Below are 23846 nucleotides of genomic sequence, written 5' to 3' on the forward strand. Positions count from 1 at the left end.
GCGCGCTCTACGACGCCGGCCCTCGCCACCCGCGCGACACCAACGCTTCGCGCACCTTACGTTCGGCGTTGGCCCATCCACTTTTCATCTGAACATCCGAGAACTTCAGCACGATCCACCCCAAGGCGCGAAGACGATCGTCGCGTTCGATGTCCTTTCCCCACTGCACGGGGTCGGATCGATGATGATCCCCCTCATACTCCATGGCAATTTTGTACTCCTTGTACTGGAGATCCGGCGTGGATACGTACCTACCGTGTTCGTCGAAGACGGGCTGCGTGACCGCTGGCTCCGGCAGCCCGGCGTCGACGATTTTCAACCGCAGCCGGGATTCCTGGGGTGAGTCCACCCCGACGCGCAGCAACGGCAGTATCTCCCGGGCCATCCTGATTCCCTTGACCTTTGGGCGCCGGTCAATGACTTCCTGGATTGCCTCGATCGAAGACAGCGGATTCTCCCGAGCCAACAGAAAGTCGCCGGCCGCCACGAGCGAAGACCGCCCCACATGCCGAGCAAGGTCCACCCAGGTCCATTCCGGCGACGTCAGTTGGACACCGTTCACTGCACGAACATCCCGGGCAAGCAGCGGAGCCCGATGCCCGATCACACCGCGCCGCTTGACCCGACCGATCTCGTGTCGTCGCGTCACGTGGATAACGCCGTTGTTGCCCTCCTCCTCCAGATATATCGGAAGAGGGATCGACCAGAGGAGCGCAGCGGTCACATGGCTGACCGCACAACGGGGAGTGATGGCCGTGTGCAGCCGTGCAAGTAGCGCCACGTTGGGGCTATCGCTCCGGTCAAGCCGGATTCCTCGGCTGGGTGTGACGAGGCCTGCCGATTGCAGCCTCCCCCGTGGCACGCCTGCCGCGTACGCGTCTCTGACAAGGAAGCCTTCCGGGTCGATCTCCCCCGGCAAAGGAATGGGTTTCCGCATTGGACCATGCTTGCCGGAAACTGCCAGCAGCGTTGCGTTATCCACAGATTAGGCCCCTAGAGGGCGATGCAACTGTTCCTCCACAGGCGTTGCGAGGCCCACTCTGCACGCAAAACACACCCAATACCCTGCAAAACAGGCCTCACAACTCGGGGCACGGAAGTTGCGAGGCCCACTCTGCACGCAAAACACACCCGATGCCACGCAGAACAGGCCCCGCAACATAGGGTTGATCCATGGAAGCCACCGAGGTCGTTCTTGTTGCCGATGTAGGGAAGAGCCGTTGCCGCGTTGAGTTGCGCAGCGATACGGAGTTGCTGGGCGCCGCCGACCAGCATGGCTTCCCCGGCGTACACGTGGACAACGGGCCCACCCTCGCGTTCGAGCTCCTCCTCGAGACGATCAGCCTGTTACCTCCCACGCTTCCCCTGGCTGGGATTACCAGCGTTGGAGCGGCTGTAGCCGGCGTCGAAGCATCCGCGGAAAAGTCGCAGGAACTCGCCACCATGTTGTCCCAAAGGTTCTCTGTTCCTGCGGCAGTCCTGTCCGACGCCACGGCCGCCCAACTCGGCGCACTTCAAGGCGCCCCAGGCACCACGCTCATCGTGGGTACGGGTGCCGTGGCCTTCCGCTTCGATGAAGCCGGCGTCCTGCACCGGGCCGACGGCTGGGGACCCTACCTGGGTGACCGCGGCAGCGGACGATGGATCGGGCAGCAGGGACTTCAGGCAGTTCTTGAAGCGCACGACGGCGGCCCGGCCACGTCGTTGTCAGCTGCGGCGGGCGCTCTGGTGGAGTCACCGGAAATGCTTCCGGGGTGGCTCGCCTCCAACGAGAACCCCTACCGGGCGATGGCCCGTTTCGCGCCGCTGGTTCTGCACGCAGCGGAGGCGGGTGACGCCGTCGCACATGGCATCATCAGCGAGGCGTGCCGCATCCTGACCCATACCGTGGGGCTCGCAGCCGGCGGCGACAACGGCAGCACACCCCGCGTGGCGATGCTGGGCGGAGTGGTGGAGTCGGACTTCTTTGCTGCGCTCTTGCGGAAGTCCCTCGCTTCGGCTGGGATTGAGGTGGTTGCACCGCTCGGCGATGGAATGGACGGCGCTGCCCTCGCTGCGACGCGCCGCGGGCTCATCCAGGAAAGGTACATCCACCGTGACGGAACAAACTGGCCCGACTAACGCCGACAAACTAGCGGGCCTGCGCACGGAACTCGCCGGATTGGCGACCGAGGCCACGGCCGAGGGCTTGGAAAACCTGGACATTCTGGGCACTGAAGAACTGGTCGCGGCGATGCTTGCCCACAGTGCAGGAGTACACGCTGCGGTTGAGGCCGCGAGTCCCGCCATTGTTCAAACCGTCGACGCCGTTGCGGAGCGACTCCAGCGCGGTGGCCGCCTTTTGTATGTGGGAGCCGGGACGGCCGGGCGGCTGGGCGTGCTCGATGCAAGCGAGTGCCCGCCAACGTTCGGCACCCCGCCGGGACTCGTCGTCGGACTTATTGCCGGCGGAGTGCAGGCAATCCAGAAACCCGTTGAGTACGCCGAGGACAACGCGACTGCCGGCGCGCGCGACCTTCACGACATCAACGTGACCGAAGCCGACGCCGTCGTGGGTATTACGGCCTCGGGCCGGACGCCCTACGTGATCGGCGCTCTTGAGGAGGCCCGGAAGCGGGGCGCGTTTACGGCGTCGCTGGCCTGTAACAAGGGCTCGGCCGTGAGCCACCTGGCGGATGTCGCGATCGAGGTTGTTGTGGGTCCGGAGTTCATCGCGGGCTCCACCAGGCTGAACTCGGGCACGGCCCAGAAACTTGTCCTCAACATGATCAGCACGTTGGTGATGGTGAAGCTCGGCAAGACCTACGGGAACCTCATGGTGGATCTGCGGGCCACGAACGAGAAGCTGCTGGCCCGCTCGCAACGGACGGTCCAGCACGCAACCGGCGTGGACGCGCACGAAGCCGCCGCAGCGCTGGACTCCGTTGGCGGTTCAGTGAAGGCAGCCATTTTGGTCCTCCTTACCGGCATCGAGGCTGGTCAGGCCAAGGGTGCCTTGGAAGAAGCCGGCGGTTTCCTGCGGAGGGCCATCGAGAACCAGAAGTAACGCGGTCGGCGGGGTTAGCCCAAGCGCATAAAGTTGCATGCAGGAGGGCAAATGAATACATACACGGCCGTGCCCAGCGGCGAACAAGTTGTGCAGGAACTGCCATGGCGGTGGAAGGTCCAAGGACGGATTTTCCTGATCGGCGGGCTCGGGTTCATGTTCGACGCCTGGGATGTCACGCTCAACGGCATCCTGATTCCGCTGCTGTCCAAGCACTGGTCGCTGCAAGCGGCTGACGCCGCGTGGATCGGCACTGCGAACTTGATCGGCATGGCTGTGGGTGCGTTCGCGTGGGGCACCATCGCGGACACCATCGGCCGTAAAAAGGCGTTCACTGCCACCCTCCTCATTTTCAGCATCTTCACAGTTCTGGGTGCGTTCTCCCCTGACATCGTGTGGTTCTGCATCTTCCGCTTCATGGCCGGCTTCGGCTTGGGCGGCTGCATCCCTGTGGACTATGCCCTGGTGGGTGAGTTCACGCCCAAGAAGCAAAGGGGCAAGGTGCTCACGGCCATGGATGGTTGGTGGCCGATCGGCGCTGCGCTCTGCGGTTTCGTCTCGGCGGGGCTGGTTGCGGCCTTTGGCGACTGGCGGCTCACCATGCTGATCATGGTGCTGCCCGCGCTGCTCGTTTTCTGGGTTCGGCGTTCGGTTCCCGAGTCGCCGTTGTTCCTGATTCGGGCGGGCCGACGTGCTGAGGCGGCTGCGGTGATTGACGGTTTGGTTGAAGCAACCGGTGCAGAGCCGCGCGCTTACAGCCTGCCCGAACCCCAGGCCGCGCCGCGTCTCTCCCCCGGCAGCGCGTGGACGCAGCTCCGGCGGATTTGGGAGTTCAACTGGAAAATCACGACGGCGGCTTGGGCCCTGTTCTTCAGCATCCTGTTGGTCTATTACTTGTCGCTGACGTGGATGCCCCGGATTCTCATCGGCGCCGGATTCGAGGAGTACAAGGCGTTCGTCACCACGGCGAGCATGGCCGCCGTCGGACTCTTGGGTGTCATTGTTGCAGCGCTGCTCGTGGAGCGAGTGGGCCGCAAGTGGATACTCGCCGTGACCGGCCCGCTGTCTGCGTTGACCCTGGTGATCGTGGCGATTGTGGTGGATGTGCCCTCGGCTGCTGTGTTCTGGCTGCTGGTGTTCGGCTTCGTGGTTCAGGTGGCCATTCCTGTGCTCTATGCGTATGTTTCCGAGCTGTACCCCACAGAGCTTCGCGGTTCGGGCTTCGGCTGGGCATCGACGTTCTCCCGTATCGGCGCAGGGTTCGGCCCTTTGGTGTTTGCCTCATTCTTCTGGCCGGAGTTCGGGTTGGCGCAGTCGTTCGCGATGGCTGGCGGCCTGGTGCTGCTGTCCGTGCTGTGGATGGCGTTCTTCGCTCCGGAGACAAAGCAGCGCGTCCTCGAGTAGCCCAACTAGGTAACAGCAAACGTCCCATTGAGCGCTCAGTGGGACGTTTGCTGTTACCTAGTTGGGAGCCCACCCATGCTGCTCCAGCGCCCTCCGGACCTTGGCCACAGCGGTCGTCGCGCCCGTAGACATGTGGCGCTTGGAGATTCGCACAAGGATCCATCCGGCACGGCTGAAGTCCTCCTCACGGGCAATGTCCCTCACGATCTGCTCCGGATCCGAGTGGCCCTCACCTTCATATTCGACGGCGACCCGCCGCTCGCGATAGGCCAGGTCCGGTTGGCGCACGACGCGGGGACCTAGTTCTGTGCGCACGTTTACTTCCGGGGCGGGAAGCCCAGCCCGCTCAAGCGCCAGCCTCAGTCGCGTTTCGGGGGCAGAGTCGGCCCCCACGCAGGCTTGCTCCAAAGCGAGGCGGGCCTTCCGAATACCCGGTGTCCCCCAGTGTCTGTCCAGCATCTCCTCCAGCTCATCCATAGTGCAGTGTGGCTCACTGCGTCCTTCGAATTCCGGCCTCGGTATACGCAGCAAATGATCGGCCACAACCGTGATCTCGTCGATATCCATCTTCCGCGCGCAATCCAGCCACGTCCGGGCACGGCTGGTGATAAGCAGGCCATTAAACGTGGTGATTTCATCCTCGAAGAACTGTCCCCTATGCCCGATCACGCCCCGGCGGCGAGGGATCCCGACGGTGTCAGGGCGGGAAATGTGAATACCAGGCTCATGGCTGCGCGGGAGGAAACCGGGAAACCCCCAAAGAAGGAATGCCGTGGCATGCGAAGCCGCGGAGAACGGCGTGACCAACGTCAGGGGTCTGGCGCGATCGGTCAATGGCAGCTCGTCAAGGGAGCCGGGTATGTATATCTGACGGCTTGGTGAGTCCAGATCCCGGTAACGCAGGCGTCCAACTGACACTCCGGCGTCGAGCGCTTCCTGCCTTGTAAATGGTTTCGAAGTGAGGTCTGCCGGGAGCGGCCGCGAAGTCTTCATCAGCCCATGCTGACAAATGCGCCGAGGACTTGGGGAGTTATCCACAGCCCTTCGCCCCTGCCACTCAACTAGGTAACAGCAGACGTTCTAATCAGGGCTCATTGCGACGCTTGCTGTTACTTAGTTGGGTAAGGGGGTGGGGGCGGCGGCGAGGTCGGCCAGGGTCTGGACCAGCAGGCGGCGCTCCACTACCTTGATGCGCTCGTGCAGGGATTCTTCGGAGTCCTCGGGGAGGATTGCAACGGCTTCCTGCGCGATGATGGGGCCGGTGTCCACGCCAGCGTCGGCCCAATGGACTGTGCAGCCCGTGACTTTTACGCCGTACGCGATGGCGTCGCGCACTCCGTGAGCGCCCGGGAAGGACGGCAGCAGCGCGGGGTGTGTGTTGACGTACTTGCCGCCGAAAGCGTCGATGAAGTCGGCGCTCACGATCCGCATGAAACCGGAGGAAACCACCACATCCGGCTTGTAGGACAGGACTTTGTCGCGCAAGGCGGAATCCCATTCGGAGCGGGTTTCGAACGAGTTGAAGTTGACCACGAACGTCTCGATGCCAGCCTCGTCGGAACGCTCTACGCCGTACGTATCGGGCCGGTCGGCGCCCACAGCCGCGATCTCGACATCCAGTTCACCCGACTTCACGGCGTCGATGACAGCCTGAAGATTTGAACCGGTACCGGAGACAAGGACAACAATGCGCATTGCACTAGCTTATGGGCGGCTCGCGTAGGCTGGAAAACATGAATCCCGACGTCGGTCCCAAGCCGAGCCAACAACCCCGCTCCGAGGCCGAAAAGTCCGCCCTCGGCGTGAGCCAGAACCTCTTCCGTGCCTTCCTTTTGGCGGCTTTGGGTGCGTTCTTCGTGTTCTCCCTGAACGTGAACTACGTGTGGTTGAGCGCCATCCTCACGCTCGCAGCTTTGGTGTTGGGCATCGTCGTACTGGTGCGGACGCTGAAGCACAAGCACCCAAAACTGATGCTGTTCGGGACCATTTCGGGCCTGGTTGTCACGGCGGTCATGTGCTTGCTGATCCTGACATCCGTACTCTTCTTCAACCAGGTCAGCACGTACCAGGACTGCTCACGCGGAGCGTTGACGGAATCCGCCAAGACACAGTGCCTGACGCAGCTCGAGGATTCGATGCCGGGGCCGCTGCGCTAGCCCCAAGTTGCTGAACGAACCCGCTCAGGCGTGTTCGTCGTCGTACGCTACTTCGTCGAGGTTGGCCTCGCGCAGCTTTTGGCGGCGTTCCAGCCACGGCCCCACGGCATAGCCAATTACGACGCCGATGCCCACTTCGGCGGCCAGCCAGACTGCCGTCCACATCGGGTGGGGTCCGATTTCCGTGAGCCGTCCAATTCCTGCTGAACCTCGCGCGATCCACGCCAAGGCCCCGCCGAGAAGCCCTGCAACGATGCCTATGAACGCGCCCAGGAACAGGGTGGAGGCGGTAGCCGTGAACCAGCGGGCTTTGATCTTGATGGAGAGCCACTCGTCGAAATGGTTCTCGCCTTCACGCAGGAACCACCAACCCGCCAGGATGCCGGCGACCACGGGAAGCGCCAAAGCCATGGCACCGGCGTCGAGCTGTCCTGCGGGAAGTGCCCCAAGGACCGGGACGGCCGGAAGCGGTCCGACGGCGGTACCCAGCGGACCCGCTGTTGAACCGACGCCGAGTGAGAAGCCTGCGCCGGTGGACCAGGACAGGGCGAAAATGACGAGGTTTGGCAGGAAGCCGAGCTGCGCGATGGTGAGCACGGCACCACCCATGGCGCCCGCCTGCAGACCTTCGTAGACGGCAATGATGTCCGTCCAATGCCACACGATGGTCACAGCCAGCAACAGCGCGGCCAAACAAACGGAAGCCATCGCCGCTACGAAGCCTGCCTTCAACGCCGAGCCCACATATGAGCCGGCCCAGCGGGAATGCTGACTGGTTTTCGCGAGCCAGGCGACGGCGTCGACGCCGATCAGGCGGCTCCATGAGCCCGCTTCGCGTCGGGCGCCCACGATCATGCCGAGGCCGAACGAGATCAGCGGGATGGTCATGGCGAACCACAGGTTGATGACAACTTCGGGGGTGCGGCAGACGAATCCCGTGGCCGTCCCGAATGCCGCGTACACCACGAACGCGCCAAGGAACGCCTGCCACAGTTGGTCGGTGTACGACGCCCGGGCTAGCCGACGGCCCGCACGCCAAGCGAGCAGGAACGGAATGAGTGTCAGGCCCAACGGGATGAGGGACAGTAAACCTGAGCCGGGTTGGGCCGCGGTTCCGAGGTTGACGTGCGCCAACTCCAACGGGACCCCGTGGATCAGCAGCCAGGCTTGGCCGGCGAGGCGCGCCAAGGCGTCCACGTTCCGGTTCTGGAATCCGTCGGTAGCCCACACTCCCACCAGGGGAAGAATCACGACAATGGCTGAAATGAACGCTGCCTGAGCCGCTTCCAAACCACCCTGCAGCCAAAGGGGCATCGGGAGGCCACGGTTTCCGGTCTGATCAGCGCGCAGTTTCATCGTGATCTATCGTGCCACGGCAGGCACCGCTCCCCCGGCAGGCACCCCTGAAATACAGCGAATTCCAGCGCTTTTTCCCATGGGCAGCCGTAAAATGGGAGGTGTTCTCCCGGGGACGGAGCCCTCAACGACCACCTCAGCTTCGCCCCGCCCTGCACAGGATTTTGAAAGGCCCGGAAACAATCGAAGCCGGGAACTAGGAGCGGCCAATGAATAGGTGTCACAACTCATAACAGAAAGTCGTACTAGCAGCTGGTGCAGCCGCCTTAGGATTCTTTCCAAAGGCTGCACCAGCCTTCTTTTTGGGTTGTCCCCGCCACCCGCGTCGAGGCGCTCCATTCCCTGGCATGCCGGTTCGAAGCGTTAGATGCATGGGGTAGGTATCTCCGACACAACGTGAGAGGCCAAGCGGTTGCGCAGCCACAACTCCGGTTCCGTCGGCCTGTGCTCCAGGGAATAGAGCAGGTCCACACCAACCAGCCAGTCAGTGTGCTGATATGCCTCCAGGCGGAGTTCTACCAGTTCCCCTCTGGCCAGCTCTTGAAGGATGAATTGTCTCGGAACGGTTCCCCATCCCAGGCCGGCACGTGTGAGTTCCACCAGTGGGCCGTAATCGAATATCTGCCAAATTTGCGCATTTCGCAGGTACTCCCCAGTTGGATGGACATTGGCCTGATCGGCGTAAACCAAGCGTCTATGCTCCCGCAAATCTTCAAATTTCACCAGATCGCGTTTTGCCAACGGGTGGTCCTTGTGGGCTACATGCACCAAGATCAGGTTGCCTAGGCGCCGAAAGGCCAGTGACCTTTGGTAGTTGGGCAGCGTAAAGCACACACCCATGGCTGTGGAGCCGGAAAGAACATAGTCACTGATCGGGCGTTGGTCAGCGGGGTTCTGCACCACCAGGTTGACGTTTGGGAATCGTGCGCCGAACTCCTGCAACGGTTCCGAAATCATCCTGAGCGGAATGTTGACACTGATTGTCATCGTGTGGGCAGTTCCGGAGGCGAAGGCGTCCGCTTGAAGTTCGAATGCTCGAGCCCGTTCAATCACGGTGCTGGCATCCAAGACCAAGCGCTGTCCCGCTTCTGTGATGGTTGGGATGCGGGTGGAGCGATCGAAGAGTTCCACCCCGATCTCGATCTCCAGTTGGGCTATTGCTCCCGACAGGGATGACTGTGATCTGCCGAGTCGGCGTGCGGCGGCAGAAAATGATCCCGCCTCGCAGACAGTGACGAACGCTTCCAGTCGGTCCAAGGAGATATTCACGAAACCTCTTCTATCGGGAAAACCGATGATAACCAGCTTGGTTCATCGGGAATATCGCAACTACGCTCCCCAGTATGACGCAGCCCACATCCGGTGGCCACGGCGTTGCACGTTAGATATCCCCCCAAACACCCCCGCACTTCAGCTCCATGCACTCCCATTGAAGGAGTTTCAATGTTGTCAAAGGCAATCCCCAACCGCCGTCCGGAGGACGAAAAACTCAGTTTCGGACGAACTCTTCTCTACGGCCTGCAACACATGCTCACAATGTATGGCAGCCTCATCGCCACACCTTTGGTGATAGCAGGTGCCGCCGGTCTTTCCCCAGCTGAGAGCGGCTCCCTCATTACGGCTTCCCTGCTCATGGGCGGCATCGCCACGCTCATTCAATCGCTAGGGATTCCTTTCTTCGGCTCCCAACTGCCGCTCGTCCAAGGGGTATCGTTTGCCGGAGTGGCGACCATGATCGCGATCATCAACGGAGGCGGTGGGCTTCCCGAAATATTCGGAGCTGTCATTGTTGCTTCCGCGATCGGTCTAGTGGTGGCTCCATTCTTCGCGCAAGTTGTCCGCTTCTTCCCACCTGTGGTCACAGGCACAGTGATCACCACAATTGGCCTCACTCTCATGCCTGTCGCGGCTAACTGGGCAATGGGTGGCAATTCAGAAAGCACCGACTACGGGTCCGTGGACAACATCGGGCTTGCCGGGTTCACGCTCCTCGTTGTGTTGCTGCTATCCAAAGCCGGAGCGGGCATCATCTCGCGCCTATCCATACTCCTGGCGATGGTTCTCGGCACCATAGTCGCGTTGATTCTGGGTAAGACTGACTTCTCCGGCGTCGGCGAAGGACCGGCATTCGCCTTTCCCATGCCATTCGCTTTCGGTGCGCCCGTTTTCGAAATTGCAGGCATCGTAGCGATGCTCATTGTCGTGTTGGTCACCCTGACGGAAACCACCGCAGACATCCTCGCTGTGGGTCAGATCGTTGACACGAAAATAGACCGCAAGCGCATCGCCGACGGCTTGCGGGCAGACATGGCCTCGTCCGTAATTTCGCCGATCTTCGGCTCGTTTACGCAGACGGCTTTTGCCCAGAACGTTGGACTCGTCGCCATCACGGGGATCAAGTCCAGGTACGCAGTTGCCGCCAGCGGGGGCCTTCTGGTGATCCTAGGTCTCCTGCCCGTGCTGGGCCGAGTTGTGGCCGCGGTCCCGACGCCCGTGATCGGCGGAGCCGCTGTGGTGCTCTTTGGCACCATCGTTGCAGCGGGTATCAGGACGCTCGGAAAGGTGGACTACTCCAATTCCGTGAACTTCATCGTGGTGGCAGCATCCATCGGATTTGGCATGATCCCCATCGTCTCACCTGCGTTCTACGACCAGTTCCCGGGCTGGTTTGCCATCATCTTTGGCTCTGGCATTAGTTCGGCCGCGATCCTCGCGATCGCCCTCAACATTCTTTTCAACCACATCAAAATCGGAACGCCACGCAACCCATCCGTCGCTGCCAAGGGCGCCGAGCACTTAGCAGTGGACGAAGAAGAGGTTGCAAAACTCGATGGGACCGGCGCCCCTGGCCGTGACACACATCCTCACTAGCGCTGCCTTCACGCATTGCCTTGCTAAAACCCACTGATAAGAAATTGGAGAAAGCCATGAAGACCACCATCTACACTGCTGACGTCGTTCTGACGATGAACGCGGGCCGCGAAGTCATCCCTGCAGGTGCGATTGCTGTTCGAGGCCAAAACATACACAGCGTGGGCCCTGCCCTCGACCTCATGGCCGCCACCCCGGAGGCTGAAGTTGTTGACCTGACCGGCCACGTACTGATGCCAGGCCTTGTAAACTCCCACCATCACTCAGGCGTTCTGCGGGGCACAGCTGAGCATCTTCCCGTCTGGGAATGGTTGCGGCTACACATCGACCCCATGCATCGAGTGCTCCGGCCTGACGAGGCTGAAGCCGCTGCCTGGCTGTGTTACGCCGAAGGGCTTCTTTCCGGGACCACCACCGTTATTGATATGTGGCGATACATGGATGGCAGCGCTCGCGCCGCATCCGCACTGGGCAACCGTTTGGTCAGTGTGAACTACGTGGGCGCTCATCCAGATCACAACTACTTCGATACCTTGGACGACAACGAGCGCATGCTGCGCGAGTGGTCCGGCGGTGCCGGCGGAAGAATTACGCCCTGGGTCGGACTTGAACACCTGTTCTACGCAGATTCGGAGGGCCGCTCTCGTGCCATGCATCTTGCCCGGGAATACGACACCGGCATATACATGCACTGCTCCGAGTCACAAGTGGAATTGCAGCAATGGCACAACGAGTTTGGCTTACGCCCCATGATGGCCTTGGAAAAACTCGGGTTCTTCGACGTTCCGCGAACCATGATCGCTCACGCTGTCTGGCTCGATAACGAGGAAGTAAATCTGATTGCAGACAGAGGCGTAGGTGTCTCCCATAACCCCGTCAGCAACATGAAATTGGCGAGCGGGATGGCACCGGTAGCCGAGATGCTCGCGGCCGGGGTCAACGTTGGCATTGGTACGGACGGGGAGAAGGAAAACAACAATCTGGACATGTTCGAGGAGATGAAAGTGACGTCGCTCTTGGGCAAACTGCGCGCCATGGATGCCGCCGCTATGGACTCTTGGACCGTTCTGGAAATGGCCACCCTGGGTGGTGCGCGGGCAATTGGGCAGGCCGACCGGATCGGCTCGCTCGAATCGGGCAAACAAGCTGACTTCATTGCGGTGCGGACTGGTACCCCCCGAACCACGCCATTCATCACCGAGGGGCCGTACGCCAACGTCCATCACAACCTGGTCCATGCAGTCCGCGGCAGCGACGTCAGCACCACGGTAGTGGCGGGTGACGTTGTGGTTCGCGATGGCCGCTTGTGCAACGCTGACCTCAGCGAAATCATTGACCGTGCTGCATCGACCGTGCCCGGGCTATTCGCGAGGCGCAGAGAGTATCTTGACCGCATTGGCGAGCCTCACGGCCTCTTCGTCTAACCCACTATCGATAGAAAGAGATTCGAAGTGACAAGCACAGAGAATGCTGGCCTGGCCATCGCGGGACAGGATTTGGACTTCCTTCGCTTGGCCATCAGCCTTTCCCACCAGGTTAAAGCTGACGGACGACATCCCTTCGGCGCCGTGGTGGTCGACGAGCATGGCACGGTGGTCAGCTCGAAAGGAAACAACTCCATGCCGCCGGAAGGCGACCCCACCCAGCACGCCGAACTCAGGGCTGCGGCGGAGGCTTTCCGGCGACTCAGCCCAGAACAGCTCTCCAAATCAACGCTCTACTCGAGCGCAGAACCCTGTGCCATGTGCGCCGGCGCTGTCTACTGGACGGGGATCGGGCGAGTTGTCTACGGCCTCAGCGAGGAATCACTGCTTGCTATAACAGGAGACAATCCCGAAAACCCCACGCTTGCCCTGCCCTGCCGAGAAGTCTTTAGTCGTGGTCAGCGCCAAATCTCCGTGGTGGGTCCGCTCCTGGAGGACGAGGCCGCCGCCCCTCACAGAGGTTTCTGGCAATAAGTTCCGGGCAGACCTCCGCGAGATATCTGTGGAGTCACTGAGGGGTTAGCTCTGTTCTTACTGCCGAGAGCTAACCCCTCGCGAAGAAGTCCACGCCCGATACATATTCCATGGCCTTCACGAACTTCGGATCGCTCATCCGCGAGTACGCTTCCTCCTCAGAGAGCTCAGCCACCCGGCAATGGATCCACCAGAGATTCCCCGACGGGTCTCGAACCCGGCCCACTTCTTCGCCCCAGAACATCTCCGTCATGTTGGTGACCGCTGTGGCACCGGCGGCGAGTGCAGCAGCGAAGGTGGCGTCGCCGTCGTCGACGTACACACGGAGGAAAGCCGGAGTGGGAGGCCAGTCGGGACGCGAGTCAAAGGCGAGGATGTTTGAGTCGCCGATCTTCGCTTCCGCATGTCCGATGGAGCCGTCCTCCATGGGCACGCGGAACGCTTCCTGGGCGCCGAAAGCGGCCGTGATGAATTCAAGGAGCTCTGGAGTGCTGCGGGAAATGATCCAAGGCTCCACGGACCGGTACCCTGCCGGGACGGCACTTACTCCCTCGGCGCGAACCATCGGTGCCATCGCTTTGACCTCGTCCGGGACCAGCGCGTCCGGCTGACCGGTCATGTGCCGATGAAGCGACTCAATGGCGTAACTCATGCCGGCCGCGTACTCGGGGGCTTCCCATCGGCTCACGGCTTCGTCGTCGGAAACGTCTTCCATATGGGACATAATCCACCAGACATTTCCCAGCGGGTCTTGGACGCGGGCGCCCCGATCACCCCAGGCACTGTTGTCGAGGACCGAAACCGTGGTAGCCCCCGCGGCGAGGGCGGCGTGGAAGGCGGCATCGGCGTCGTGCGTGTAGAGGCGGAGGTACGACGGCGTCGCTGGCCAATGCGGTCGGCTGTCGAAAGCGAGGACTACTGAGTCGCCGATCCGCGCCTCCGCGTGTCCGATGCTGCCATCCTCACCGACAACGCGATCGATCTCCTTTGCACCGAACGCGTCCGTGATGAATTCGAAAAGGGTGTTGGTGTCGCGGGTGATCAGCCAGGGGCTGACGGTGGAGTAACCGGTGGGAACTGTGCTGATGCTCGGGCCTGCCGCAGTCATGGACGTGTCCTCTGGGTCGGGGTTCCGTGGTTTCAGGCTACGACTGGTTGAGGTCAGGACGCGTCCGCAATGCGCTCACGCCGAGACGCCATTCAAAGTTGGGGCCCGTAGATGAACTCCTTGGCGTGGTTGACTGCCTTCTTGAACGCGTCGTTGCGAAGTGTCACTTGCTCCTTGCTGGCACCCCCGCTCGGTTCCAGGAACGTCGTTGGTCCTGGGCGGAGCATCCAGATATCCCCGGCCGGCGGCAAGTAGAAGACGCCGAAGGAGCGGTGCTCAGGGTCGTCGGTCCAGATGGGTACGACGGCGACCGCAGCACCGGTGTCCGGGTTGATCCACTGAGCACGCGGCAAGGGTTGTTCGTGGACTTCAGGGTCCAGGAACGGGGCCGTCCCTCTCCCCCATCGTTTCTCGAACCGCTCGTAGAACGCTGGAATGATGTGACCGTCGTATGGACGCCAAGCACTCATGGATTACTCCTCGGTGATCTCATATTGCGGGATGGAGGTTCCCAACGGGGTGGCCCAAACGCGAGCGGCGACTGGTACCGGTCGCGGCCCGCAGAGTCTCGGCCCGGGATAGTTTCGCGCCGATGGAATCGGACCTTCACAGGCGTTCCGCCCGAACCGCCTGCCCCATCAGGACTCAGCCGCGCACGATCGTATGCCGCCCGCTTCCCTGGGTCCGACAAAACAACGTACGCCTGCATGATGGCGTGCAGTTCCTGAAGGTCGGCCGCGGAGGTTGTGTCGCCGTCGTCGACCCTTTGGCGGGTATCCGGGTGGTGGGTTCGAAGCAGCGTGCGGTAGGCGCGGCTGATCTCACGGGTCGTCGCGTCCGGCGACACGTGAAGTGTGGCGTAGTGGTCAGGTTGCGTGCTCACTGCTGGTTCCGGTTCCTGCTGCGGATTTGGAGATGGCCCCCGGCTGAGCCGGGGGCCATCAATCGGGAGACGACGGGCGGGGGTCGCTTTCATGTGCGCTAAAAAACGCTGTGACGTGGCGCGAAGCCTGCGCCCAACTATTCCGATGCGGCCGCCTCCGTTGTTCCCGGCCGGCGCTCTGCCGGTTGGCCACCCCCAGGTGGGCCTTCCGGCAGGGCGAACGGGATTAGGCGTTAATTTCCTGCCTCTGCCCACTGGACTGAATCTCAATGCGCCGCGGCTTTGCCTTCTCGGCGACGGGGATGCGGAGTGTGAGCACTCCGGCGTCGTAATTTGCCTGGACGCCGTCGGTGTCCAGGGTGTCGCCGAGGATGAGCTGGCGGCTGAAGACGCCCTGTGGGCGCTCGGCGGCGATCATCTCGGTGTTCTCGCCCGCGGGCGACTTACGTTCTGCCTTTACCGTGAGGACGTTCCGTTCGACGTCCAGTTCAACTGAATCAGGGCTTACACCAGGCAGATCGAAGGCAACAACGAATTGTCCGTCCTCCTGCCATGCATCCATCGGCATTCCGGCCGGGCGAGCTGTTGTGCCAAAAACCTGTTGGGCGAGCCTGTCGAATTCGCGGAACGGGTCAGTGCGCATCAGCATGTGGTTCTCACTCCTTTGGATCTTGATGCTGATTCTGTTGTTGGTACCAACCTGCTCAGTCCTGCTTGATCTGTATTGGCTGGTATAGATTTTTTATAGCACCGGTGAGAGAGTTGATGCAAGTAGTTTTCCGGAAGATTTTTGGAGGTCTTTGATGGCAGCTTCGGATACTGAGACTGCCGCTGAAGAGTACGACGGCGGCCTGGCTCCTTCTGGTGCGGACGGCGCCTCAGGCGAGGGCTCTGACTCGCGTGGGGTTTATGCGATCTCGGTCGCAGCGGAACTGGTTGGCACAGGGCAGCAGAACATCCGGCAGTACGAGCGCAAAGGCCTGCTCACCCCTGAGAGGACCGACGGCGGCACTCGCCGCTACAGCGAAAGCGACCTTGCGACGCTGCGTAGGATCGGGGCGTTGTTGGACGAGGGGCTGAACCTAGCGGGCGTGAAACTGGTGCTGGAGCTGGAGGCGGAGAACCGGGGGCTGACGGAGGACAACCGCGGGTTAGCTGACGATAACCGGGAGCTGCGGGCGGACAACCGGGGGTTGCGGAAGGATCTGAAGCGGGCGCGGGGTCGACAGTAGGCCGCAAGCCCACTGAACTGCGCACATGACGGCAAGGCCGAACCCCTTTCAACCACAGTTCAGTCCGAATGCCGTTTTGTATCCCGGGGTGACTTCCGCCGTCGTAGCAGCGGGCTCCCGAGCACCTAATCCTTGGACAGAACTAGAGCTCGTTTTCGCCGGTAATCCCGTCCCATGTCAGATGAGGGGCTGGACTACAACCTCCTCATATTTTTTACGGCGGTTTTCAAATGCAGGCCGTGCACCCTCGAGGACGTCTATGACGAACTCGCCCGTATCCAGCGACGCCAGCGGTCCGCTGTGCAATGTGAAAACTCCGGAGTCGTAAGAGCAATGCACTATCTGATCCGCATCGCCGACGACGGCTAGGTTAGCGTTATGCGTTACCACGATGACTTGACGCCGGAGTTTCGCCTGCTGAAGCGCCGGAACGAGGACCCTGCGTACTGCGGAATTGTCAAGGTTCTCTTCCGGCTGATCAAGGAGGAGTGGAGTGTCACTCCGGTCAAGCACCAAGTAGAAGAGAAGGAGAATCAAGCCGCGCTCGCCAGGCGAAAGCTGCGATAAGGGAATTCCATTTCCGGACAAGCTGAATGACGTCTCTAACCATGTAAGACCAGCCAAGTGCGCAATAGTTTCCGACGGGGTCGTATTAGACCTGAAAGCTGTATCTAGTGAACGACCAGGTCTAGACAGGTCTCCACCTTCAACACCCATGCGTTTCAGGATGTCGAGGGTAGCTGTTACGACTTCGTCTTCGTCCATCGGGTCGAGACTAACTCTCACGTCTTCGAGTCGGCTCAGCAGTTCTGAATTTCGTCGCCCGTCGAGCACATCGGAAAGGCGTCCCCAGTCACTGGAGAACCTAATACTGGCATCAAACGTGATGCCAGCCGCGCTTGCCAAGGCATCGTGGCGGGCGAACTCCTCCGCTGGCTTATAGACACTGCGAATTGTGTCTATTCGGGACATAAGCTGCGAGTAGATCCCCTTCGCCAGTTCTGCAAGGTCGTTCTGCAACTTCTCTATCTCGCCCGGAATCTCACCCACGCGTCTGATCCGAGCGTCCAGCCCAGAAACCGAGTCCGGCTCACCCGGGTCGCCAGTCAACGCCTCAACCCTTTTCCGCAGCTGCTCGACCGCACGACGTGCAGCCTCTCGAACACCGTCATGCGCGGTGAGCTTAATCCGAAGAGCGTCACACACGTTTCCCAAGGATTTGAGAGCGTCGCGAGCCTTAGACAGTTCAGCAGTAATTTGTAACTGCCTGGCAACTCGCTCCGAGCGGGCCGCCACTATCGCAGCCGAGTCGATCACTACAGTCACCACGTCTCCCGCTGGAATGCCAATGGCCTTACGGTATTCAAGGTTCAGAGTGGAAGCCTGCTGGGACATAAACTGCGCGGCCTGCTCAACGCTAACAAGCTCAGTCAGCTGTTTAGATACCTGAGCCCCCTCGACAGTCAGAGTGGCCACCTGGGAATCGAGAGTCTCAGCCTCGGCAACCGCTTGGGCAAGCGCGTCCCGATCGGACGCGACTTCAGTGGGTTCAGCTTCTCCAGCCTCGAGTTCCTTAAGATTTAGAACGGCTGCGTCCAAATCAGCCACGGCTGCATCGACCTGAAGACGCGTCTCATCCCTGCGCTTCTTAAGGTCTACCAACGTGACCTCATTCATCTCTCGGTCGAGGTGTACGAGCTGGACAGACTTGACATCTACATCCAGGCGGAGCCTGCTTAGGGCTGCATCGACAGACTTAGTTCGAAGACGAAGAAGACCATCTAGAGTTTCTTCGCCTGACCGATCTACTTCGTCAATGTGGTGGAACAGGACTCGGCTCAGTTCACCCTCAAACGCGTCATTTTCTGGGCTCAGCGGATCGCTGGCGCAAATCGTCTCGATAAGTCTTTGGGGAAGATATTCGACCCTTTCAAGGTTGGCCGGGTCGTGCGGTTTGGCTAGGCCAACCACATGCGTTGTCTTGTCGGCGAGCGTCACCTCAGCCTCGAATGCCGAGGCGAATTTATTCTTTGGATTCAGGAATCGCATTCGGTTAAGAAATGCAAAGTAATCTGCTCGGGAAGAGTTTCCTCCTCGAGCCAGGCAGTCAAGGAGGGCCGACTTACCTTGCCCTTTGTTACCGATAATGGCAACCAGCCCCTGATTTAGGGGGATGGAGTAGTTGAACAGATCCGAGGCCGCTCCCTCGACTGGTCGCACCGCAATTGAATCTATTATCCGTTCGGGAGACTCGCGTCTCCTCCGGAGATCTTCCGGCTCGGTCCCAACGTATACCCTGCTGGTGAATTCGGAGAGCGCGTGCACAAGGCCGGCAAACGTCGGGGTTGAGCGTATCCACGTCTCACAGTTGCCGATCCGGTCTTTATTGGCGGTATTCGTACTCCAGGTGTGGGCGTCGCTGCAGTCCAGCAGCGCGGAGGTCACATCGTTATCAATAAGCGTCTGCCTGCTCTTGGACCAAGTTGTTGTTTCATCGAAGGCGGTGAACACGATGTCCGCAATGTTAATCAAATGCTTCTTGCTCGTTATCGCACCGTCAGCCCACTTGATATCGGCCCACTCAGTCTTCCCCAGCGCAAGGAGCGAGCGGTTCTTGAAGACGTGTCCCGTCAAAACCTCCTGGACCATTTCAAGGGTCACGTTAGCGTTATTGAATCCTTCAACCAGGTCGGAGTCATAATCCCCCAAACGTTCCGGGGGAACGGTCAGCTTCATCTTTCGGCCCAGGTCTTCGAGCGAATCTCTCGTAATCGAGGCATTCCAGAAATTCTCACCGGAGGCATCCAGGTGAAACCTAGGGCGAAGCGCAGATATGAACTGAGACTCAATCACTTCGGGTGCAAGCTCAGGATCGAAAATGACGTGGAGGTTCGCTCTGCTGAGCTTGGACTCGGAACCACCGAACTGGTTAAGACGCATCTCGATAACAGGAAAGAGCGTGTCGATGTTCTGCATGCGTCCGTTTGCATGCTCATTTCGAAGACGCTTATAGCCGTCTAGAAACCAATAATCGTTGATACCCAATGCTGCAAAGCATCGTGGTAGATTCTCGATTTCCTGGATGAACTTTTCCCAAACCTCAGGAGTGTCTCCGCCGTAGCCCTGTCTCAGTGAGAGCGGCGTATGGACGTGCAGGTCCCATTTTTTCCATTCGGAACCTCGGGCATTTTGGTCAGTCATTAGGTGAGCCTACGGCCTCTGCGCAGGCTTTGAGGTCGAGACACTCCAGCGCTGGAAATCCCCGGGTGCTCGACCTTTTCTACAGGAGCGACCTGCCAACGATTGAGTTTGCAGTCGACCCTGACAAGTTCGACGCCGGGAGCAAATAGCCAGTCCCGACGGGTATGCGGCACTGGCGGGACACAAATCAGCCCGGAACCTCAGAAGCGGCAGGGGTCCATCACGCTTCGAGTTTGGCAAGTCTTACTCGCAGAATTCGCCCACCCGTCCTGACCGGGAGGCATTGACCGGTCGACGGTCCGTTTCCGGCTACGCAATGCCCCACCAAGACCTGACACTCACGGCCGAAGCGATGGCCCGCACTACTGAGAGATTCCGCGGGAGCATCACGCCTAGCCGCGAGGTCTCGACTCCAAATTAGATTGCTGGCCATGGACAGGGCGACGTAATAAGGTGAAACCCGGCCCAAGAGACAACCTAACCCGGCCTTCAAGACGCCTGAATGGTGAGACAACCTAACCCGGCTAGATACAGGGGCGCGTGCGTACCGCCTAGGGTCAGGGAACGGCCCATGTTGATCGATAAATTTTGAAAGCTAAGCGCCGTACTTGGTTGAGCAGCACGCCTGGGCTCAGGTTGAGATCGATCGCGTGGCAGTAGATGCTCGTGCTACGACCGATGATTTCGTGTAATCGCGGCTCTTCCTCTCCCTTGGCGTAGATAAGGTGCCCCGCAGGAAGAGCGAAGCGAGTGCAGTATGCAAGCATTTGGTAGATGTCAGCGTTGGGATATGAAGTGTTTTTGGGAACTTTGTATTTAGCGTCGATGATTGCCCTTACTCCGCGTGCGTCCTTCCACAACAGGTCTGGGATAAGAGAGATCTTCCCTGCTGTATCGAGTGAGGTGCCTTTTGCCTGGGCTTCGACGGTGCCGCCGATGCTGCGGAGGTGTTCTCCGAGTGCGGTGGTGAGGAAGTCTTCGAAGATCTTCCACATGTCGAACAGGAACGCTGTGGCTGTGATTTCTCCGCGGCGTTGTTCCAGCGAGGCGTTTTGAAGGATGAGTGTTCCCAGGGCTATGGCCGCGCGGTAGCGGCTGTTTAGGCGAGTGAACTGTATAGAGGGCAGCTCTGTTCCGGGAAGAAATTCGCTTACATCATGGAGTCGCTGGACCAGTTTCCGCAGGTTGGTTCGATGGAGGCGGGAGAGCGAAGGGACCCGTAGGAGTCGTTGAGCTGCGGTGAGAAGCAGCCTGTTTTCGGGAATGTCGGTGGTGTATTCGTCGAATATCACCTGTGCGGGAAGTGGGAGGCCCGCTCGGCGTCCTATCTGAGCGTCGACATTCAGGCGTCCACGGAAGATCGGCTGTGAGTCTTCTAAAGTCTCATAGCCCTGCAGGAGCCCTCGCTCTGTCGCTCGGGCTGATTGACGGATGAAGGCGTCGCTAATGGTGTTGAGTAGGTTCTCGTCCCGATCGATAACGATGTCCTGCTCTTTCCAGACCGCAGGGTCAGTCGAATAGCTCATCATGAAGAAGAGGCGGGAAACTGGTATTTTCGGTTTGATTTCGATCTGGCAGTCCCCGAGACGGATGACTCCTACTTTTCGGATATTCGAGATGATCCACTCCCCGGGGCCGGCCGGGACGGCAGTGGCGACGTTAAGGCGGCAGAGGGTAGTGACGATGTCTGTAGGGAGCTGGGCGCGTTCGGAGGCTGATCCTTCGGTAAGTTCGAGGCGCTTCATTTTCCTTCGGCTGCTTCCTCCTCACCAGTGTCTGGGAGTTCGCGTTGTTGGTGCCCTGCCCTGAGGGCGTCAAGGCCGTAAACCTGTTCGATGTTCAGTCCCTCGCCATAGTGGTGTTCGGCTAGAAGCGGCAGGATCTCGTGGTCCCAGATCTCTTCTATTTGATCCGGAAGGAACTCCGGGTTTTTGGGCATCAGGAAGCTGGGGCCGATTTGAAAATCGCCGTCGCCTATCCTTTCGTTGACAGCGTCGAGAAGGTCTGCGGGGGCAGTGTCGAGACGGTTGCTGACGAGCCATGCTCGTAGAACGGATTTGGTAGGTTCCTTGTGCGGATGTAGTTCCACGAAGGAGAAACGACGGCGCATCGCAGCGTCGAGCAGGGCGATGGAGCGGTCACTGGTGTTCATGGTGCCGATGAAGAAGAGGTTGGAGGGGAGCTTGAAGGAATCTTCGTCGCTCTTGCTGTATTGCAGTTTGATCGGGGTGTCTCTGTACTCGAGCAGGAAGTAGAGTTCACCGAAGATTTTGGCGAGATTGCCGCGGTTGATCTCGTCGATGACTAGTACGTAGTTGAATTCCGGATTCGAGCATGCCTGGTCAACGATTCGGCGCAGCGGTCCATCCTGGAGCCTGTAGGTGAGCGAGCCATTGTCGGTGGTGTCTGGCCGGTACCCCTGGAAGAAGTCTTCATACGAATAGCTGGGATGGAACTGGACGATTGACGTGTATTTGGCGTCGCCGGCCACGTGTTCGGCCAGATGCATGGCCAGGTACGTTTTGCCGGTGCCCGGAGGTCCGTAAAGAATGATCTGACCGCGTCGCTCAAGCAGGTTCAGCTGCTTCTGAAGCCATGTCCGATCCATAAACAGCGCCTGCGAAAGGGCGTTGTCGGCAGGCGCGAATCTTCGGCGGACGCCTGTTGTGGGGGCCAGAGGGTCTTCCTCGGCCGGAAGAGTCGGGGCGTCTGATTCTTCTCCCGGAGCAGGGGAGGGATCCCATGCCTTTCGAAGGGGGTCGGAGTAGAAGTCTACGGGTTGAGCGGTTTTCTGCTGAAGTTTGAGTACGATATCCAGCAGATCGCGGTCGATGTCCTCGCTGGGTTGGCCTATTTCGCCAACGAAGGCCTCGTGTATTCGCGTCTTGTGGTTATCGGACACGATCGAGGTGATGTACTTCGGGTGGACAAGATAAACCAGGGCGTTCCGCTGTGTGCGGAAGCTGTGCCCGGGGAGGTCATTGATGAATTGCCGCCACGCCCATGGATCGGCTAACAGGGCTTCCTTGTCGGCTTCGGTCTTTTTCAACCACGAATCGAGAAGTTCGATGATCAGCACGAGCGCTTCGTAGAGCTTGTTGTTCATGGCCTGGCCTGGGTCAAAGCTGCCAAATTTGAAGGCCTTAGCAATCTCAACCGGGATTTGCACAGGATGGTCCATGTACCCGAGCAGGGTTTGCACCCTTTCCTTTTTGGCTCGCTCTCCGATCCGGTTCGGGCTGATCGGAAGCAGTTGCCAACACACCAGTTCAGCCATGAGTAGGCGCGCGTCGTCCGATACTTTGGCGAGCTGAACCTTGAGCTTTCCTACAAAGTTGCCAGCGTCTGGATCAGGGGCGTCTATGAAGACGGAGCGTAGTTCCTCGACGGGTCCGCTTTCCCATACACTCCTGCCTTCGGAGAATACCGATCCGCCTTCCTGAAGTCCGCGCTGCACGAACGGTAGGGCCGCATCCCGGATCGTTTCCTCAGGCTTGTCGACCGGCACTATCGTGGTCTGCAGTTGTTCTTGCTTTTTCTCAGCACTAAGGGCGCTCCAGGCGTTATACCGGTTCCGGGCCTCAGACGCGAAGTCTCGTGCATCCGGGAAGTCCTTGAGTGCCTGTCGCCCTTCGTCGGTGATTCTCCATATCCCGGTTCCGCTTTTTTCCAGCCAGCCGGCTTTCACCAAGTCCACGGTTGACCACCGCAGATAGATTTCCGCACGTGTCTTGTCTTTGGCTCCCACCTCGCCCTCCGAACCTTCAGGCGGCAATAGCTCGAATACATGGGACAGAATCCCGTCAGGACCCGTCGTTCCTGAGTAGCCTTCCGGCTGGGCGTCCAGGAGCTCAAGGATCAAACGCAGGCGATGGGCATTCTTTTCCACAAAAGGCATGGGAAGGATCTCCTGTTCAAGAAATTTGGACCTAGGAGCAGCGTACGACACGGTCCGAGGAGGCAGACCTACCTTTGCGACTTCAACAGGTTGCAGGCCTGTGCTTCATCAGGCATATGGTGCCGGATTGGGACTGTCAGGTCTGGATACCGTGGAGTGGGGGCGCGGGGCGATCCCACGATAGAACTGGATTCAAAGTCACCCTCTTGGGGTGAAAATAGTGGCGCGACTGCAGGAGCCCGGCGTGTCAGCGGACGCTCCGGCTGGCGCTTCAAAGAGTTTGCGAAACGACTACATCATTGTTGGATTCTGCCGTCATAGGAGTTGTGTGATCGGTTTAATGGGAGAGTGGCGGTCCGTCTTGTATCGCAAGACATCCAGGAGGCCCTGGTTGGGAGAGCCCTTGGTCAGGAGCGCAGCACTGGTAGAGCTGTTTGGACTCGCTTGCGTCATAGCCACTGAGACGCGAGACCAACCTTTGGGCCAGTGATGTCCGACTGACAGCCAATTGCATTCCTCGCCCCCTGTCCACGATTTCTCTGGATGCGTCTTCCAAGGTCATACCGACGGTGACTGACCGCACCGCCGCCGGAGCCGTCGTCGTTGTCCAACTGGGCGGCAACCTTCCCCGCCAGCAAATGTGCTAGCCCCCAAAGTATTGGTGCACGAACGGACCGCAAAGCCAGAGCCAATGCTTGCGCCGAGTCCCACCCAACCCACCTGTTAACCAACT

20 protein-coding genes are annotated in these 23846 nt (G+C 60.0%); 8 read left to right on the plus strand and 12 right to left on the minus strand.

The window, feature by feature from the left end; all coding sequences use genetic code 11:
• Window positions 1-7: 7 nt before the first annotated feature.
• Window positions 8-937, minus strand: coding sequence for an endonuclease domain-containing protein (locus tag ACIQTW_RS14590; RefSeq protein WP_402938025.1), 930 nt, complete (start codon window positions 935-937; stop codon window positions 8-10).
• A gap of 236 nt (window positions 938-1173) precedes the next feature.
• Here ACIQTW_RS14590 and ACIQTW_RS14595 point away from each other — a divergent pair, with 236 nt between their 5' ends.
• Genes ACIQTW_RS14595 through ACIQTW_RS14605 form a run of 3 tightly spaced genes read left to right on the plus strand, consistent with a single transcriptional unit; the run spans window position 1174 to window position 4450 of the window.
• Window positions 1174-2121 carry an N-acetylglucosamine kinase gene (locus tag ACIQTW_RS14595; RefSeq protein ID WP_402938027.1) on the plus strand — a complete coding sequence of 316 codons (948 nt, stop codon included), beginning with the start codon at window positions 1174-1176 and terminating at the stop codon, window positions 2119-2121.
• The gene (murQ, locus tag ACIQTW_RS14600) at window positions 2096-3046 is read left to right on the plus strand and encodes an N-acetylmuramic acid 6-phosphate etherase (protein WP_402938029.1); all 951 of its coding nucleotides are present in this window, start codon (window positions 2096-2098) and stop codon (window positions 3044-3046) included. The genes ACIQTW_RS14595 and murQ overlap by 26 nt, the downstream gene beginning before the upstream one ends.
• 51 nt (window positions 3047-3097) lie before the next feature.
• Window positions 3098-4450, plus strand: coding sequence for an MFS transporter (locus ACIQTW_RS14605; RefSeq protein WP_402938031.1), 1353 nt, complete (start codon window positions 3098-3100; stop codon window positions 4448-4450).
• Window positions 4451-4507: 57 nt separating this feature from the next.
• Here ACIQTW_RS14605 and ACIQTW_RS14610 read toward each other — a convergent pair whose 3' ends face one another.
• Both ACIQTW_RS14610 and purN read right to left on the minus strand, forming a co-directional pair.
• Window positions 4508-5443 carry a hypothetical protein gene (locus tag ACIQTW_RS14610; protein WP_402938034.1) on the minus strand — a complete coding sequence of 312 codons (936 nt, stop codon included), beginning with the start codon at window positions 5441-5443 and terminating at the stop codon, window positions 4508-4510.
• Between the two features lie 120 nt (window positions 5444-5563).
• Window positions 5564-6145 carry a phosphoribosylglycinamide formyltransferase gene (gene purN, locus ACIQTW_RS14615; protein WP_402938037.1) on the minus strand — a complete coding sequence of 194 codons (582 nt, stop codon included), beginning with the start codon at window positions 6143-6145 and terminating at the stop codon, window positions 5564-5566.
• Window positions 6146-6156: 11 nt separating this feature from the next.
• On the opposite strand from purN, the gene ACIQTW_RS14620 reads away from it, so the two are divergent.
• Window positions 6157-6606 (plus strand): hypothetical protein, encoded by a 450-nt coding sequence (locus ACIQTW_RS14620; protein WP_402938040.1) that lies wholly within the window; start codon window positions 6157-6159, stop codon window positions 6604-6606.
• Window positions 6607-6630: 24 nt separating this feature from the next.
• Here the strand turns inward: ACIQTW_RS14620 and ACIQTW_RS14625 are convergent, their stop codons facing one another.
• Window positions 6631-7962, minus strand: a complete 1332-nt coding sequence (locus tag ACIQTW_RS14625; protein ID WP_178997746.1) for a DUF6350 family protein — start codon at window positions 7960-7962, stop codon at window positions 6631-6633.
• A gap of 363 nt (window positions 7963-8325) precedes the next feature.
• Entirely contained in the window at window positions 8326-9231 is a 906-nt protein-coding gene (locus ACIQTW_RS14630) for a LysR family transcriptional regulator (RefSeq protein WP_402938044.1), read from the minus strand.
• Window positions 9232-9405: 174 nt separating this feature from the next.
• Between ACIQTW_RS14630 and ACIQTW_RS14635 the strand changes: the two genes are divergently transcribed.
• From ACIQTW_RS14635 to ACIQTW_RS14645, 3 genes are read left to right on the plus strand one after another with little or no spacing between them, the layout of a single operon-like run.
• A complete protein-coding gene (locus ACIQTW_RS14635) occupies window positions 9406-10833 on the plus strand; it encodes a nucleobase:cation symporter-2 family protein (RefSeq protein WP_402938047.1) in 1428 nt (475 codons plus the stop codon).
• A 56-nt stretch (window positions 10834-10889) separates the two neighbouring features.
• Complete coding sequence (locus ACIQTW_RS14640) at window positions 10890-12257, plus strand: amidohydrolase family protein (RefSeq protein WP_402938050.1); 1368 nt, start codon at window positions 10890-10892, stop codon at window positions 12255-12257.
• Between the two features lie 27 nt (window positions 12258-12284).
• Window positions 12285-12791 carry a nucleoside deaminase gene (locus ACIQTW_RS14645; RefSeq protein ID WP_402938052.1) on the plus strand — a complete coding sequence of 169 codons (507 nt, stop codon included), beginning with the start codon at window positions 12285-12287 and terminating at the stop codon, window positions 12789-12791.
• 70 nt (window positions 12792-12861) lie between these two features.
• Here the strand turns inward: ACIQTW_RS14645 and ACIQTW_RS14650 are convergent, their stop codons facing one another.
• From ACIQTW_RS14650 to ACIQTW_RS14665, 4 genes are all read right to left on the minus strand, one after another.
• Window positions 12862-13899: a VOC family protein gene (locus ACIQTW_RS14650; protein ID WP_402938055.1), complete on the minus strand. Its 1038-nt coding sequence runs from the start codon at window positions 13897-13899 to the stop codon at window positions 12862-12864.
• Between the two features lie 92 nt (window positions 13900-13991).
• Complete coding sequence (locus ACIQTW_RS14655; RefSeq protein ID WP_402938057.1) at window positions 13992-14369, minus strand: hypothetical protein; 378 nt, start codon at window positions 14367-14369, stop codon at window positions 13992-13994.
• The gene (locus ACIQTW_RS14660; RefSeq protein ID WP_402938060.1) at window positions 14366-14782 is read right to left on the minus strand and encodes a J domain-containing protein; all 417 of its coding nucleotides are present in this window, start codon (window positions 14780-14782) and stop codon (window positions 14366-14368) included. Before ACIQTW_RS14660 ends, ACIQTW_RS14655 begins: the two co-directional genes overlap by 4 nt.
• Window positions 14783-15008: 226 nt before the next feature.
• Window positions 15009-15431, minus strand: a complete 423-nt coding sequence (locus ACIQTW_RS14665; RefSeq protein ID WP_402938063.1) for an Hsp20/alpha crystallin family protein — start codon at window positions 15429-15431, stop codon at window positions 15009-15011.
• Window positions 15432-15585: 154 nt separating this feature from the next.
• On the opposite strand from ACIQTW_RS14665, the gene ACIQTW_RS14670 reads away from it, so the two are divergent.
• Window positions 15586-16014, plus strand: a complete 429-nt coding sequence (locus tag ACIQTW_RS14670; protein ID WP_402938065.1) for a MerR family transcriptional regulator — start codon at window positions 15586-15588, stop codon at window positions 16012-16014.
• A 177-nt stretch (window positions 16015-16191) separates the two neighbouring features.
• Here the strand turns inward: ACIQTW_RS14670 and ACIQTW_RS14675 are convergent, their stop codons facing one another.
• The 3 genes from ACIQTW_RS14675 to ACIQTW_RS14685 all read right to left on the minus strand — a co-directional run bounded on the left by ACIQTW_RS14675 (window position 16192) and on the right by ACIQTW_RS14685 (window position 23113).
• Entirely contained in the window at window positions 16192-19215 is a 3024-nt protein-coding gene (locus ACIQTW_RS14675; protein WP_402938068.1) for a TrlF family AAA-like ATPase, read from the minus strand.
• Between the two features lie 557 nt (window positions 19216-19772).
• Entirely contained in the window at window positions 19773-20960 is a 1188-nt protein-coding gene (locus ACIQTW_RS14680) for an McrC family protein (RefSeq protein ID WP_402938071.1), read from the minus strand.
• Window positions 20957-23113: an AAA family ATPase gene (locus ACIQTW_RS14685; protein WP_402938074.1), complete on the minus strand. Its 2157-nt coding sequence runs from the start codon at window positions 23111-23113 to the stop codon at window positions 20957-20959. The genes ACIQTW_RS14680 and ACIQTW_RS14685 overlap by 4 nt, the downstream gene beginning before the upstream one ends.
• Window positions 23114-23846: the final 733 nt, after the last annotated feature.

The sequence above is a fragment of the Paenarthrobacter sp. NPDC090517 genome, from assembly GCF_044769165.1.
Classification (GTDB): Bacteria; Actinomycetota; Actinomycetes; order Actinomycetales; family Micrococcaceae; genus Arthrobacter.